The following is a 13,285-nucleotide window of genomic DNA, read 5'->3' on the forward strand; positions in this document are numbered from 1 at the left end:
ACGACGACGAAGCGCCGGCGTCCTCGATGGACGGCCGGCGCTTGTGCTGTTGCTGTTTAGTTTGGGAAAGGTGCAGTCCGTGACCGCTGTTGCGGCCTTCTAGCCTTCGCAGTCGCGGCAGTACTTCATGCCGTTCTTTTCAAGGGCAACCTGTGACCTGTGACGGACCAGGAAGCAGGACGAGCAGGTGAATTCATCCGACTGCTCGGGTACAACAATGACCATCAGTTCTTCGCCCGAGAGATCAGCGCCGGGAAGGTCAATGCCCTCGGCCGTATCATTCTCGTCGACGTCGATCACAGCGGTCTGCGCGCCGCCGCCACGAGACGCCTGAAGGGCCTCCAGCGATTCAGCGGGGGATTCTTCTTCTGTCTTGTTGCGTGGGGCGTCGTAATCGGTAGCCATAGCGGGGGTTCACTTTCGTTGCTGCGCAGCGCCATTTCAGGCACCTCAGTGAAGCAGTTTAGGCCATTACCACGTGAGTTGAAGAATAGTGTGTTCAACCCAACAAATTACGTCGGCAGAAGACAGTTTAAGTCGCAAAGCCAAGGCGCCGAACAAGGTGGCAACCCTCGCCTCAGACGGTCACTCCTCAGGAGCGTTGACCGCTGCTTCATGGGCCTTCCTGGCATGGTCCCCGGCCAGCGATACACCACTGAGCGCCGGCAACCATGCCCAGCGGGTGACGTCGGCCAGTTCCGCGTAAGACCTGCCTTCCATGGCGGGGCCGGACAAGGCCGGCGCCGTATCCCGCTCGACCAGGGACCGCAACCATGACCGCGTCCGCGGCAACGTCCTTTTCGTCATGCTGACCAAACTAGGGCCGAATTATTGTGGGGACGTTTCCGCACGATCTCCCCAGGGTTACATCCCCGCACAGAAGGTTTAGCTTTGCATAAGGAACTCGAACCGCTGGTACACCTATACGGAACGCTGGAGGCAAAGCCATGGCCGTCAAGCTGAACAAGAGGGCACTGGAGCACGCGCGCAGCCTCATCAAGAAGGGGAAAGTCGAACGGGATATCCGTGACGACTGGAGCGAGCATGCGCCTTCCACTGATGACGAAAACAAGTACCTCGACAAGCACGGTTTTGACGACTTCGCGAAATGGCATCTGGGACTTGACGGCGAGAAATCCGAGGGCACAAAAGGGAGCGTCAGCTTTCCCTTCGGCGACTTTAAGAAAGCCCACCGTTGCGCGATCATCTCCCTTGAGAGCCGCGCCGCACAGTACGACCACGATGACATCGCCAAGGCAGCGAAAGAGTTGCTTGAGCTGATTGACGGGGAGTAAAAAGTGAGCCCCCTGTCGGATTCGAACCGACGACCCCCGCTTTACAAGAGCGGTGCTCTGGCCAACTGAGCTAAGGAGGCGTTGCGCCGTCATATTCGACAGGCCGTCAGAAACAGTCCGTCAATTCGGCGCTAGACAAGGTTATCCCACGGACGGGCTGCAGGTAAAAACGGGGCCGGCCTGAGGTTCAAGAACCGCGGGGTAAAACGATAGGCCCAGCTCCGGAATCTTCCGAAGCTGGGCCTCTGCCCGGGCTAGTGCCCAGGATCGAATCCCTCAGGTTAGCCCTTGGCGTCGATCGCTGTCTGGACAAACGGGATGAGGTCGACGTTCGCGCTGTCTCCCTTGCCCCACTGCTTTCCATCAACAAATGCGGTCGGAGTTCCCGTGACGCCTGTTGCTGCGGCCGCCTGCGTCGCGTACTTCACGTAAGGACGGAATACTTTGTTGTCGACACAGCTGTCGATGTTCTTTGCCCCCACATCGGTGGCAAGCTTCTTCAGCTCGTTGTCAGAGAGGCCGGCTCCGCCTTCAGCAGGCTGCTTTTCGAACAGCGTGTTAAGGAAGTCCGCGTATTTCTCGGGGGACTCGTTGACTACACAGGCGGCGGCATTGGCAGCGCGTGAGGAATAGTTGGTGGTCGACTTGCTGTCCAGGAAGCCCAAGGGACGGTACTCCAGGCTGATCTTCCCTTCGTTCCGGAGGTTGGTGAGGTCGGCGCCGTACGTGTCCTCAAACCTCTTGCAGACGGGGCAGATGAAGTCGATGTAGACCACAACTTTTACGGGCTTGCCTGCTTCTGCGTCAGCGCCCGGGGCTTTGATTTCCGCAGGCGGTGTAGCCGGGGCCGCCGGGATGTCAGCAATGTTGACGGTTGCGGGATCCGACTTGGCAACTTCTGTATTGGCCAGCAGGGTGACACCGCCATGCACGTTTGCGTTGGCAGGGGTTGGTCCTTGGTCCGCAATGGGAGTGTTGTCCCTCATCGACGTTGTGATAACCAGGGCCACCACGGCCAGAATGGCCACAACGGCAACCACGATGCCCCAGCCGATCAGCAGGCGGTTGCGTTTGTCTTTCGCCATCTGTGCCTCACGGATCTTGCGGGCATTCTCGCGTGCCTCAGCAGTGCGTTCTGCCTTGGACTTCCGGACTTCGTTTGCGGGGCTCATTAAGTTCCTCGTGTCGATCGGGTCCGGGGACCACCCGGTAGCAACTTCACTATTTTAGGCGAGAAAGCTGGGAGCTTGCACTTTCAAGTTTCTCCTCCACGTTCCCAACGGACGAATAGCTCCGAAGATTCCGTGCAAGTAGGGTGGATTTGAGCCACAACAACCCCAGGGAGCACCAATGCACAGACCTGCACGCGGGACAGACGATGCACAGGCAGGTGGCGCGCCGTCCGGAAAAGGCCGGGCATCTTCCGCTAAATACGACTTCATGGTGGTGTCCAACCGCCTGCCGGTGGACCGCTGCCCCAAGGAAGACGGCGACGGCTGGCGGCGCTCTCCCGGCGGACTTGTCACGGCATTGGCCCCGATGATGACCAAGACCGAAGGTGCCTGGGTGGGATGGCACGGAGCACCTGATGAAACCGTCCAGCCGTTCAGCCACGACAACATGGACCTGATTCCCGTACAGCTGAGCGAGGACGACGTCGAGCTGTATTACGAAGGCTTCTCCAATGCGACACTGTGGCCGCTGTACCACGATGTCATTGCCCCGCCGGAGTTCCACCGTACCTGGTGGGACGCCTACCGCAGAGTCAACCGCCGGTTCGCCGACGCCGTCGTGCGTCACGCCGGACACGGGGCCACTATCTGGGTGCAGGACTACCAGCTTCAGCTGGTTCCCCGCCTGCTCCGGGAGGCCAGGCCCGATCTGCGGATCGGCTTTTTCAACCACATTCCGTTTCCCCCGCCCGAGATCTTCGCCCAGTTGCCTTGGCGCCGTGCGATCATCGACGGCCTGCTCGGTGCGGATCTGGTGGGCTTCCAGAGAAACAGCGACGCCGGAAACTTCATGCGGTCCGCACGCCGGTTCCTTGGTGCGAGCGTTAAGCAGCAGCAGGTCCATGTAAAGGGCGGCGACGGCGAAATCACCCACATCGCGCGCGCCCAGGCCTTTCCCATCTCCATCGATGTCAAGCACATCGGCGAACTTGCAGCCAAGCCGGAGATCGTTGAACGTGCCCGCCAGATCCGGCGGGACCTGGGCAATCCGAAGATCATCATGCTCGGCGTCGACCGTCTGGATTACACCAAGGGGATCAGGCACCGGCTGAAGGCCTACGAGGAACTGCTGAACGAAGGCAAGGTGAAGGTGGAGGATGCCACCCTCATCCAGGTGGCAAGCCCCAGCCGTGAACGGGTGGAGCACTACCGGCTGCTGAGGGAGGAAGTCGAAGGCACCGTTGGCCACATCAACGGAACCTACGACACCATCCAGAACACAGCCGTCCGCTACCTCCACCACAGCTACCCGGTAGAAGAGATGGTGGCGCTCTATCTGGCCGCCGACGTGATGCTTGTGACGGCGCTGCGTGACGGCATGAACCTGGTGGCAAAGGAATACGTCACGGCACGCACCAACAATGACGGCGCCCTGGTGCTCAGTGAATTTGCCGGTGCGGCCGACCAACTGAAGCAGGCCCTCCTGATGAACCCGCACGATATTGACGGACTCAAAGACACCATCATGCGGGCCGTGAACATGACAGAGAAGGAAGCCGCGAGGCGGATGCGCTCCATGCGCCGTCAGATCCTTGACCACGACGTCGATCATTGGTCTGCGGACTTCCTGCGCGCGCTCAACGAGAAAGTAATCCGCGATGACTCCTGATCCCATTCAGCCCGATGCCGCTGACTCCCCAGCCGCAGGCAAGGCACAGCTCACCCTGGCTCCGGAGCTCCTGGATGCCATCCGCCGGATTGCCTGCACCGACCACCTCCTGGTTGCCATGGATTTTGACGGCACGATGGCACCGCTGGTGGACCATGCCGACGACGCCCGCGCCCTCCCGCAATCGGCAGCCGCCTTCGCGGCACTGGCGGCCCTCCCCCGCACCAGCACTGCACTGATCTCGGGCAGAGCGCTCGACAGCCTCCGGGCCGTGGCATCACCGCCCGCTGAAACCCTTTTGATCGGAAGCCACGGGGCAGAGGCCTGGCTGGGCCCGGACTCTGCACAACTGACCCTCGACGCGGAACAGCGTGACCTCCTCGCTGACGTCCGAAGGATCCTGGAAGAGATCGTCGACGTCGCTCCCGGAACCCTGCTTGAAGACAAGCCTGCCGGGGTCGTGCTCCATACGAGGCTGGCTTCGGACGACGTCGCCGAAGACGCTGTTGCCGCCGCCCGGGCGGCACTTCAGGACCGGCATGGTGTCTACCTGAAAAACGGCAAGCGGGTCCTGGAGACGTCCGTGGTCCATGCCTCCAAGGGCGAAGGCGTGGAGTTCCTGCGGCAGTCCTCAGGCGCTACAGCCGTGGTTTTTGTGGGGGACGACACCACGGACGAAGACGCCCTGGGCCGGCTTGTCCCCGGCGACCTTGGTGTCAAAGTCGGCTTCGACTTTACGCAGGCGGAGTTTCGGGTGGAGGCCCCCGTCCACGTAGGAGAGTTCCTTGAGGCGCTCCTTCGGGAAAGGACCCGATGCCTGGCCCTCGGCGCTGATCCGGAAAGTGCCGCAACGGACAAGCCGGACAACGCCGGGTAAGAGACCTCACACGTGACATTCGTAACATTTATGACCGAATTCACTTTTTCTGACATACTCTTCAAGGTGATGTGGCGCACATAACCGTGCGGCGTCACTCGATGCTCCCCGGCTTCCTTTAGCGGAAAACGGGGAGCATATAACTGAATTACATGAACCATTCACTACGGATCGTCCGGCACGTACCTGCCGGTGAAGGGATTGATAACTGTGGCAACAGTTACTTTTGATAACGCTACGCGTCTGTACCCGGGCACAGAGAAGCCCGCTGTTGACAAGCTCAACATTGAAATCGCCGATGGCGAGTTCCTGGTCCTCGTTGGCCCCTCCGGCTGTGGCAAGTCCACTTCCCTCCGCATGCTTGCGGGGCTGGAAGATGTAAATGCCGGCCGCATCCTCATCGGCGACCGCGATGTCACCGATGTTCCGCCGAAGGACCGCGACATCGCGATGGTTTTCCAGAACTACGCGTTGTACCCGCACATGACTGTTGCTGACAACATGGGCTTCGCACTGAAGATCGCCGGCGTTTCCAAGGAAGAGCGCGCCGAGCGTGTTCGCGAAGCCGCCAAGCTTCTTGACCTCGAGCCGTACCTGGACCGCAAGCCGAAGGCACTGTCCGGCGGCCAGCGCCAGCGTGTTGCCATGGGCCGTGCCATCGTGCGTAACCCGCAGGTGTTCCTCATGGATGAGCCGCTCTCCAACCTGGACGCCAAGCTCCGTGTCCAGACCCGTACCCAGATCGCATCCCTGACCCGCCGTCTTGGCGTCACCACCGTATACGTGACCCACGACCAGGTTGAGGCCATGACCATGGGCGACCGCGTTGCTGTTCTCAAGGACGGTCTGCTGATGCAGGTCGACACCCCGCGCAACCTCTATGACAAGCCAAAGAACGTTTTCGTTGCAGGCTTCATCGGCTCCCCCGCCATGAACCTCCTCGAGCTCCCCGTCGTCGACGGCGGCGTTCAGTTCGGTGGAACGGTTTACCCCGTTCCCCGCAACGTCCTCGAAGAGGCACACGGCAGCACCGTTACGTTGGGATCCCGCCCTGAAGACCTCGAGACGGCCCCCGCCGGAGAAGGCCTCAAGGTTGAAGTGGACGTCGTCGAAGAGCTCGGTGCCGACGCCTACGTCTACGGCCACACCACGCTTGACGGCAAGGACCACGACATCGTGGCACGCGTCGACGGCCGCCGCCCCCCGATGAAGGGCGAGGTCATCTACGTCCGGCCGCAGTCGGGCCACGTACACCTGTTCGACACCAAGACAGGCGATCGTCTGGGCGCCTAGTCCCCACCGGTTCCCTAACCTCGCTCCGCTTCGGCCAGGGAACCCTGCCGGCGTGGGCCCATCCACCGGTTCCCTAACCTCGCTCCGCTTCGGCCAGGGAACCCTGCCGGCGTGGGCCCAGGAAAACAAAATGAACGACGGCGGCCCTCCTCACCGGAAGGCCGCCGTCGGGCGTTAACGCCTGTTCCTGACCAGGATTTAGGCTCGCTGGCCCTCTCTACGGAAGAATTGCTTCATGACCGAGGAAAACAATGCCCAATGGCACGACGAACCGACCGACTACGGCCAGATCGGGAAGCTGCCTCGGTTCCAGGCGGCCAGCGCGAATGATGAAAAACACGCAGGCGTATCGAGTTCCCTGAGCATTACCGCTGCAGCCGCCGACCCCGAGCTCTTGGACCTTCCGTGGCACATTGCGTTGGAGGAATGGCCGGCGGAGAATCTCGCGGCCCTCCCCCGGGGCATCTCGCGGCACATTGTACGCTTCGCACACCTCGGTCATTCGGTCATCGCCATCAAGGAGACCTCCGAACACGTCGCCCGCCACGAATATCACATGCTCCGCAAGCTCGCCCGGCTCGATGTCCCTTGCGTCGAACCCGTTGCGGTCATCACGGGCCGCACCACCCCTGACGGCAGGCCGCTGAACCCGGTGCTTGTCACGCGGCACCTGAAATTCTCGATGCCATACCGGGCCCTGTTTTCGCAGATGCTCCGAAAAGACACCCTCACCCGCCTCATTGATGCCCAGGCACTTCTGATGGTGCGGCTTCACCTCATCGGCTTTTATTGGGGCGACGTTTCGTTGTCGAACACCCTGTTCCGCCGTGACGCCGGCGCTTTTGCTGCTTACCTCGTGGATGCTGAAACCGGGGAACTCTATCCTGACCTCTCCACCGGGCAGCGCGAGTACGATCTCGAAATTGCCAGGGTGAATATCGCCGGAGAACTGATGGACCTCCTCGACGGTGGCCTCATCGAAGACAAGGTGGACCCGGTCGCCACCAGCGAGCTCATTATGGACAGCTACCGCCGGCTCTGGGCAGAACTCACTGAGAAGGAATCCTTTGAACTCGGCGAGCGGTGGCGGGTGGGCGCACGCATCAGGCGCCTGAATGAACTTGGTTTTGATGTGGAGGAATATGCCATCAAGACCACCCAGAACGGCTCAACCATCCAGCTGCAGCCCAAGGTAGTGGATGCCGGCCACCATCAGCGCCGCCTGCTGCGCCTCACGGGCCTGGATGCCCAGGAAAACCAGGCCCGCCGCCTCCTCAACGACATGGACACCTTCCGCGCGGACAACAATCCCGGGATGGACGAGGAATACAGCGCCCACCTTTGGGTCAGCCAGATCTTCGAACCGATCGTCCGCTCCATTCCCCGGGATCTCTCAGGGAAGCTGGAGCCGGCCGAGGCGGTTCACGAGGTCCTGGAGCACCGCTGGTACATGTCCGAAAAACAGGAGCGCCACATACCGCTGGCCGAAGCCGTTCAGTCCTATATTGACTCCATCCTGCGCCATCGCCGCGACGAGGCAGCCATCATGCTGAATCCCGATACCGAGCTTCTGAAAATCCTGGAAGTGGAAACTGAAGAATCACGGTACGGTGCCGACGAATCCATCGACGAATATCCCGACGTTGACGACTGACTAAGATCGCAACGGCCTTTCGATCCACGGAAGTTTTAGCACTAGCGGGTTAAGTGGAATGGCTTAGATGGCCTTGCCGGGGTTGAGGATTCCCAAGGGGTCAAAGAGCTCTTTGATGCTGTGCTGGAGCTTGCGCAGCGGTTCGGGCTGCTCGAGCCCGAGCCAGCGCAGTTTGTACTGGCCGATCCCGTGCTCTCCGGTGATGGTTCCCCCCATGGCCAAGGCCACGGAGATGGATTTGTCCAAGGCCTCGTTCAGCCGCTTCATGTCATCCTCGCCTACGGAGGCATCCGTCCGTTCCACCCAGAACGTCGGATGAAGATTGCCGTCCCCTGCGTGGGCCACGACCTTGAGCATCACGTTGAACTCTGCGGCCATCAGCTCCAGGGCGGCTACATAGTCCACCAGTCTCGAGCGCGGAACAGCCACGTCTTCGCCAACCCTGTATTCGTCGTCCACCTCAGCGCCGCGGCTGTGGCGCCTCAGGGCCACCAGCCTCTCGGCTTCCTCGCTGAAGGCTGTGCTGACCAAGGCCCCTCCGGCTGTCAGAACATCCCGGATGATTTCGGCTTCCACGGCAGCGCCGAATCCGTCGGTCTGGATCAGGAGCAGGGATCCTCCCCTGGCGCTCAGGTCCGAACCATGGATGGCATCCAGCTGGCGCAGGGTGGCGCCGTCGAGCAATTCCATGATGGCCGGCTGGACCCTCGCCTTACCCACCGCAAGGACTCCGGCTGCTGCGCTTCTGAAGTCGGGATGAAATGAAGCGATGGTTTGAACTTCAGGGGGAAGGTACCTGAGCCGGACAGTCACGCCAACAACTATGCCCAACGTGCCCTCCGAGCCAACAAACAGCCCGGTGAGGTCATAGCCCGCAACGCCTTTGAACGTCTGGTGGCCGGTGTGCAGGAGCGATCCGTCTGCCAGAACGACGTCCAGGGCAAGGACGGAGTCCCTTGTCACACCGTATTTTGCGCACCTGAGGCCGCCGGCGTTGGTCGCAACGTTGCCTCCGATTGTGGAAACCCTGTAACTTGCGGGGTCCGGTGCATACATCAGGCCGTGTTCCGCGGCGGCATCGTTCAGCCGGGAGTTGATAACGCCCGGCTCCACCACGGCTGTCTCATCCTCCGGGTTTAGAGCCAGGATGCGGTCCATTCGTTCAAGGCTCAGGACAACGCAGCCTTCGCTGGCGTGGGCACCGCCGGAGACACCGGTCCCTGCCCCGCGGGCGACGATCGGCACGCCGTGGCTGGCACAGAGGCGGACCACTGTTTGGACGTCATCAACGGATTCCGCCCATACAACGGCCACCGGAAGGTGGTAATCCAGCACCGGTGCCTGATCCACCGCAACAGCAGCGAGGGACGAGTCGTCCGAGGCTACCTTCCGGGGATCCAGCATGCTCCGCAACCCTTCAACAATCGTGGACACACTGCCTCGCTTCCTGTCACAACCCGGACTCCAGTCTAGACCGCGCCCGGTCCCAAAGCGGGAGAACCCGTCACGTTACTGACCAAGCTCCAAATCGCCTGCAAACGCTTCCACTATTTGGCAATAAAACAGGTCGACAGGAATGTTTATCTGCTTATTCCTGAAGTTGAACCTTGACGATCTTCAGTCGCTATTTTGCCGTGTTTCAGGGAAATAATCAGTTTGCTTCGCGTCTAAAATCCATTCATTAGTGTGACGCCCATTACTGGAAGCGTTTTCAGTTTTTTCACGAGGGGGTCTACCATCGATGCATGTCAGTCGACTCTCTACTTCAGACGCCCGCTCCTCTCGCAGGACCCCTGACCCTGATTCATGGGAAAGACGAGGCTCCGGGGTGGTGGCGTTCCGCCGTCATCTATCAGGTGTATCCACGCTCGTTCCGGGATCTGAATGGCGACGGAATCGGAGACATCGCGGGAATCACCGCCGAGCTCCCGCAGCTCGCCGATCTCGACGTCGACGCCGTGTGGTTGTCACCCTTCTACAGGTCCCCCCAGCGGGATGCCGGATATGACGTCAGCGACTACTGCGACGTGGATCCCCTCTTCGGGACGCTCACCGACTTCGATGTAATGATTGCAGAAGCCAACCGACTGCATCTGCGCGTCATTGTGGATCTTGTCCCGAATCACTGTTCTGACCAGCATGTAGCCTTTCAGGCCGCGCTTGCATCCGCTCCCGGCAGCCCTGAACGGGACATGTTTATCTTCCGGGACGGGAATGGCGCTTCGGGCGAAGAGCCGCCGAACAACTGGGGGTCCCACTTCGGCGGACCTGCCTGGACCCGGGTCACGGAGCCGGACGGCACTCCCGGACAGTGGTACCTCCACCTCTTCGACTCCTCCCAACCGGACTTCAACTGGGATAACCAGGCGGTCCATGAAGAATTCGAACGGGTCCTGCGCTTCTGGCTTGACCGCGGCGTCTCGGGCTTCCGCGTTGATGTTGCGCACGCGCTCGTCAAAGCACCCGGACTTCCGGATTGGGGAGGCAGGGCGGACGGCGGCAGCTCGGATGGATTCCCTGGCCATGAAGCCCCAATGTTCGGGCAGCCTGCGTTGCACGCCATTTATCGCAGGTGGCGCCAGATCCTGGAAAGCTACGGTCCGGACAGGATCCTTTGCGCCGAGGCAAATGTTGATCCGCTGCCGCGTCTGGCTGACTGGGTCCGTGCCGACGAGATGCATCAGGCCTTCAACTTCCCCTATCTTCACGCAGGGCTTGATGTCCACCGCCTTCGCGGTGTCATCACAGAATCGCTGCTCACCCTCGACGCCGTGGGCGCCCCCAGCACCTGGGTCCTCTCCAATCATGACGTCATCCGCCACGCCAGCCGCTTCGGTTACAACGGCCCTGGACCCCGGGACGGAGACGGCATAGGGGTCTGGGATCACCAGCCCGACGAAGCCCTGGGCCGCCGTCGTGCAGCCGCAGCATCCATGTTTATGCTGGGCCTTCCGGGTGGCGCCTACCTTTACCAGGGTGAGGAACTCGGACTCCCCGACGGCATCGACATCCCCGATGCCCAGCGGCAGGATCCCACCTTTGCCCGGACCGGCGGAGCAAGACTGGGCAGGGACGGCTGTCGCGTACCCCTGCCTTGGAGTGCAGAGGAGCCGCACAACGGCTTTGGCAATGGGCAGGAGCCTTGGCTCCCCCAGCCCGAAAGCTTCAAGCAACTGGCCCGCGATGCTCAGGCTGCATCCCCATCGTCGCACCTGAACCTGTACCGCCGCATGCTTTCCACTCGACGGGAACTGGGGCTCGGCGCCGGTTCCCTGTCCTGGTTGGAGAATTACTGCACTGCCTCATCCCTCGCCTACCTCAATGGCAGCACGCTGGTCGTGATGAATCTCAACCACGAGCCCCTGGACTTGCCGGGGGGAAGGGTGCTTCTGCGTAGCGGGTCTGCTGCACCTGTAAGTGACCAGTCCCTTGCCGACCTCGGACATCGGCTAGGCTCAAATGAAACTGTTTGGATGAAGATCACAGTCGAGGACGCGGAGAACTAGAGTATGGCCGGCATTAAGGACGTAGCGGAACGGGCCGGCCTCTCCATCGCCACCGTTTCCCGCGCCCTGAGCGGGAAGGGACCTGTCTCCTCCCGCAGCCGGGAACGCGCCCGGGCTGCCGCCGCCGAGCTGGGTTTCGTGCCTTCCTATCATGCCTCCAGCCTCGCCTCCGGACGGAACCACAATATAGGCGTGGTGGTTCCGTCCGTTCACCGCTGGTATTTCTCCTCGGTGATGGAAGGCATTTCAGCGACCCTGATCGACGCCGGTTACGACCTCACGCTGTACAACGTCAGTGAAGGGCCCAAGCATCGCCACAGTGTCCTGAACGACTTCCTCCTGCGCAAGCGTGTGGACGGCGTCATTGCGGTAGCTCTCAAGCTAAGCGAAGCCGAGATCCGCAAGCTGCTCGCCGTCCACAGACCGCTCGTTGGCATCGGCGGAACACTGCCCGGGGCCGCCAGTATCAGGATTAATGATTTTGACCTCGCGGCGGACGCCACCAATCACCTGATCCGCTTGGGCCATACCAGGATCGCGCATCTGACGGGTGGATCCGCTTATGAGCAGGATTTTGAACTGCCCGGCACCAGGCAAAGGGGATATGAGAAGGCTATGCGGGATTCCGGCCTCGCTGTTCGCCCTGAGTGGCATATCCCGGCCGATTTCACCATCCAAGGTGGCTACGCCAGCGCGCGGGCACTCCTGGGAAGCACGGCGGAACGCCCCACAGCTATTTTTGCCGCGTCCGATGAAATGGCTATCGGGGCAATTCTTGCTGCCCGCGATTTCGGCCTCCGTATCCCTTATGACCTTTCCGTCATCGGCTTCGACGGCCACGAGCTCGGGGAGGTGTTTGGCCTGACCACCATTGACCAGGGCGCACGGGACCAGGGTTCCCTTGCTGTTAACATGCTGCTCTCGGGACTCGAGGGCGATGCCGGCCACGTCGCCGCCGAGGCCGAGTATCCTGCAAAGTTCCTGATCAGGTCCAGCACCGCGGTTCCCCCGGAGGATTCTCCGCGCACCCGCCACTAATTTGTTTGTAAGGGCTCGTCCTAGTCCGCTGCTCCGCCCATGAATCGGACGAACCGGCCCAAGACTTGGGGCCAGGCCCCCATCCACTTGCTACGGGCCTGCAGTGGATCGTCAGAACCTTCCCAGCCACTGTGCACAAGCCTGACCTCTGTTCCGCCATTGACAGCCTTGAAAGCGACCCGGAGCTCTGTGGACCAGACGGCAGTGCTGTCGGGGTGCCAGCTGGCATGGAAGGAGAGTGGTGGCTGCCAATCGTCAATCGACCCCCAGACGGAGGTGCGGCCATCAGCGGCCGTTTCGAGTATGAGGTTCTCTTCGAACTCCACATAGGATCCAACGCCAAAGACGCTGATGGTTTCCATAGGCCACCACAGGTGGGTGTGCTCCGTGAACCCAATGAACGCCTGGGAAACCGGGCCTGGTACCACCACGGTGTTCACCATGGGTTCGAGCGCTTCAGACGCCGGCGGTAGATCATCATCCAGGGGCGCGTGGCTAAAGAGGTTGTTCATGGTCACCAACTGTACCGGCCCCTAAAAGACTCAGGCCCTTAAAAGACTCAGGCCCCGACATTCCTTGTCGGGGCCTGAATCATAAATAATGTCCGGCGGTGACCTACTCTCCCACACCCTCCCGGGTGCAGTACCATCGGCGCTGTGGGTCTTAGCTTCCGGGTTCGGAATGGGACCGGGCGTTTCCCCCACGCTATGACCGCCGTAACCCTGTGTCCCGTACCCCTGGGGGTGGGAAATCTGGTGGTTACAACATGTTCTCTCTGCCC

General features: G+C 61.2%; 12 protein-coding genes, 1 tRNA gene and 1 rRNA gene. 7 read left to right on the forward strand and 7 right to left on the reverse strand.

The annotated features are described in order from the left end of the window. Positions 1-99: 99 nt before the first annotated feature. Positions 100-405, reverse strand: a complete 306-nt coding sequence (locus tag M1E05_RS17435; RefSeq protein WP_309108736.1) for a DUF4193 domain-containing protein — start codon at positions 403-405, stop codon at positions 100-102. Between the two features lie 180 nt (positions 406-585). Further along, positions 586-807, reverse strand: coding sequence for a hypothetical protein (locus tag M1E05_RS17440; protein WP_461163717.1), 222 nt, complete (start codon positions 805-807; stop codon positions 586-588). 140 nt (positions 808-947) lie between these two features. Between M1E05_RS17440 and M1E05_RS17445 the strand changes: the two genes are divergently transcribed. Further along, positions 948-1,295 carry a hypothetical protein gene (locus tag M1E05_RS17445; protein ID WP_461163718.1) on the forward strand — a complete coding sequence of 116 codons (348 nt, stop codon included), beginning with the start codon at positions 948-950 and terminating at the stop codon, positions 1,293-1,295. A 6-nt stretch (positions 1,296-1,301) separates the two neighbouring features. Here M1E05_RS17445 and M1E05_RS17450 read toward each other — a convergent pair. Both M1E05_RS17450 and M1E05_RS17455 read right to left on the reverse strand, forming a co-directional pair. Further along, positions 1,302-1,375, reverse strand: a tRNA-Thr gene (locus M1E05_RS17450). Between the two features lie 201 nt (positions 1,376-1,576). Next, complete coding sequence (locus M1E05_RS17455; protein WP_458113299.1) at positions 1,577-2,467, reverse strand: DsbA family protein; 891 nt, start codon at positions 2,465-2,467, stop codon at positions 1,577-1,579. Positions 2,468-2,735: 268 nt separating this feature from the next. Here M1E05_RS17455 and M1E05_RS17460 point away from each other — a divergent pair, with 268 nt between their 5' ends. From M1E05_RS17460 to M1E05_RS17475, 4 genes are all read left to right on the forward strand, one after another. Further along, positions 2,736-4,136 carry an alpha,alpha-trehalose-phosphate synthase (UDP-forming) gene (locus tag M1E05_RS17460; RefSeq protein WP_458114420.1) on the forward strand — a complete coding sequence of 467 codons (1,401 nt, stop codon included), beginning with the start codon at positions 2,736-2,738 and terminating at the stop codon, positions 4,134-4,136. After that, positions 4,126-5,013: a trehalose-phosphatase gene (otsB, locus tag M1E05_RS17465; RefSeq protein WP_458113298.1), complete on the forward strand. Its 888-nt coding sequence runs from the start codon at positions 4,126-4,128 to the stop codon at positions 5,011-5,013. The genes M1E05_RS17460 and otsB overlap by 11 nt, the downstream gene beginning before the upstream one ends. 210 nt (positions 5,014-5,223) lie before the next feature. Then, positions 5,224-6,306, forward strand: coding sequence for an ABC transporter ATP-binding protein (locus tag M1E05_RS17470; protein ID WP_458113297.1), 1,083 nt, complete (start codon positions 5,224-5,226; stop codon positions 6,304-6,306). A 235-nt stretch (positions 6,307-6,541) separates the two neighbouring features. Beyond that, positions 6,542-7,960: a DUF4032 domain-containing protein gene (locus M1E05_RS17475; RefSeq protein ID WP_458113296.1), complete on the forward strand. Its 1,419-nt coding sequence runs from the start codon at positions 6,542-6,544 to the stop codon at positions 7,958-7,960. Positions 7,961-8,023: 63 nt separating this feature from the next. Here the strand turns inward: M1E05_RS17475 and M1E05_RS17480 are convergent, their stop codons facing one another. Beyond that, the gene (locus M1E05_RS17480; RefSeq protein ID WP_458114419.1) at positions 8,024-9,364 is read right to left on the reverse strand and encodes an FAD-binding oxidoreductase; all 1,341 of its coding nucleotides are present in this window, start codon (positions 9,362-9,364) and stop codon (positions 8,024-8,026) included. A 341-nt stretch (positions 9,365-9,705) separates the two neighbouring features. On the opposite strand from M1E05_RS17480, the gene M1E05_RS17485 reads away from it, so the two are divergent. Further along, the gene (locus M1E05_RS17485) at positions 9,706-11,466 is read left to right on the forward strand and encodes a glycoside hydrolase family 13 protein (RefSeq protein WP_461163719.1); all 1,761 of its coding nucleotides are present in this window, start codon (positions 9,706-9,708) and stop codon (positions 11,464-11,466) included. A gap of 3 nt (positions 11,467-11,469) precedes the next feature. Next, positions 11,470-12,504: a LacI family DNA-binding transcriptional regulator gene (locus M1E05_RS17490; protein WP_461163720.1), complete on the forward strand. Its 1,035-nt coding sequence runs from the start codon at positions 11,470-11,472 to the stop codon at positions 12,502-12,504. 20 nt (positions 12,505-12,524) lie between these two features. Here the strand turns inward: M1E05_RS17490 and M1E05_RS17495 are convergent, their stop codons facing one another. Together M1E05_RS17495 and rrf are read right to left on the reverse strand one after the other, a co-directional pair. Then, the gene (locus tag M1E05_RS17495) at positions 12,525-13,016 is read right to left on the reverse strand and encodes an SRPBCC domain-containing protein (RefSeq protein ID WP_461163721.1); all 492 of its coding nucleotides are present in this window, start codon (positions 13,014-13,016) and stop codon (positions 12,525-12,527) included. A 90-nt stretch (positions 13,017-13,106) separates the two neighbouring features. After that, positions 13,107-13,223: ribosomal RNA gene (rrf, locus tag M1E05_RS17500) — 5S ribosomal RNA — on the reverse strand. Between the last annotated feature and the right edge of the window lie 62 nt (positions 13,224-13,285).

This window comes from Arthrobacter sp. R4-81, assembly GCF_054792365.1.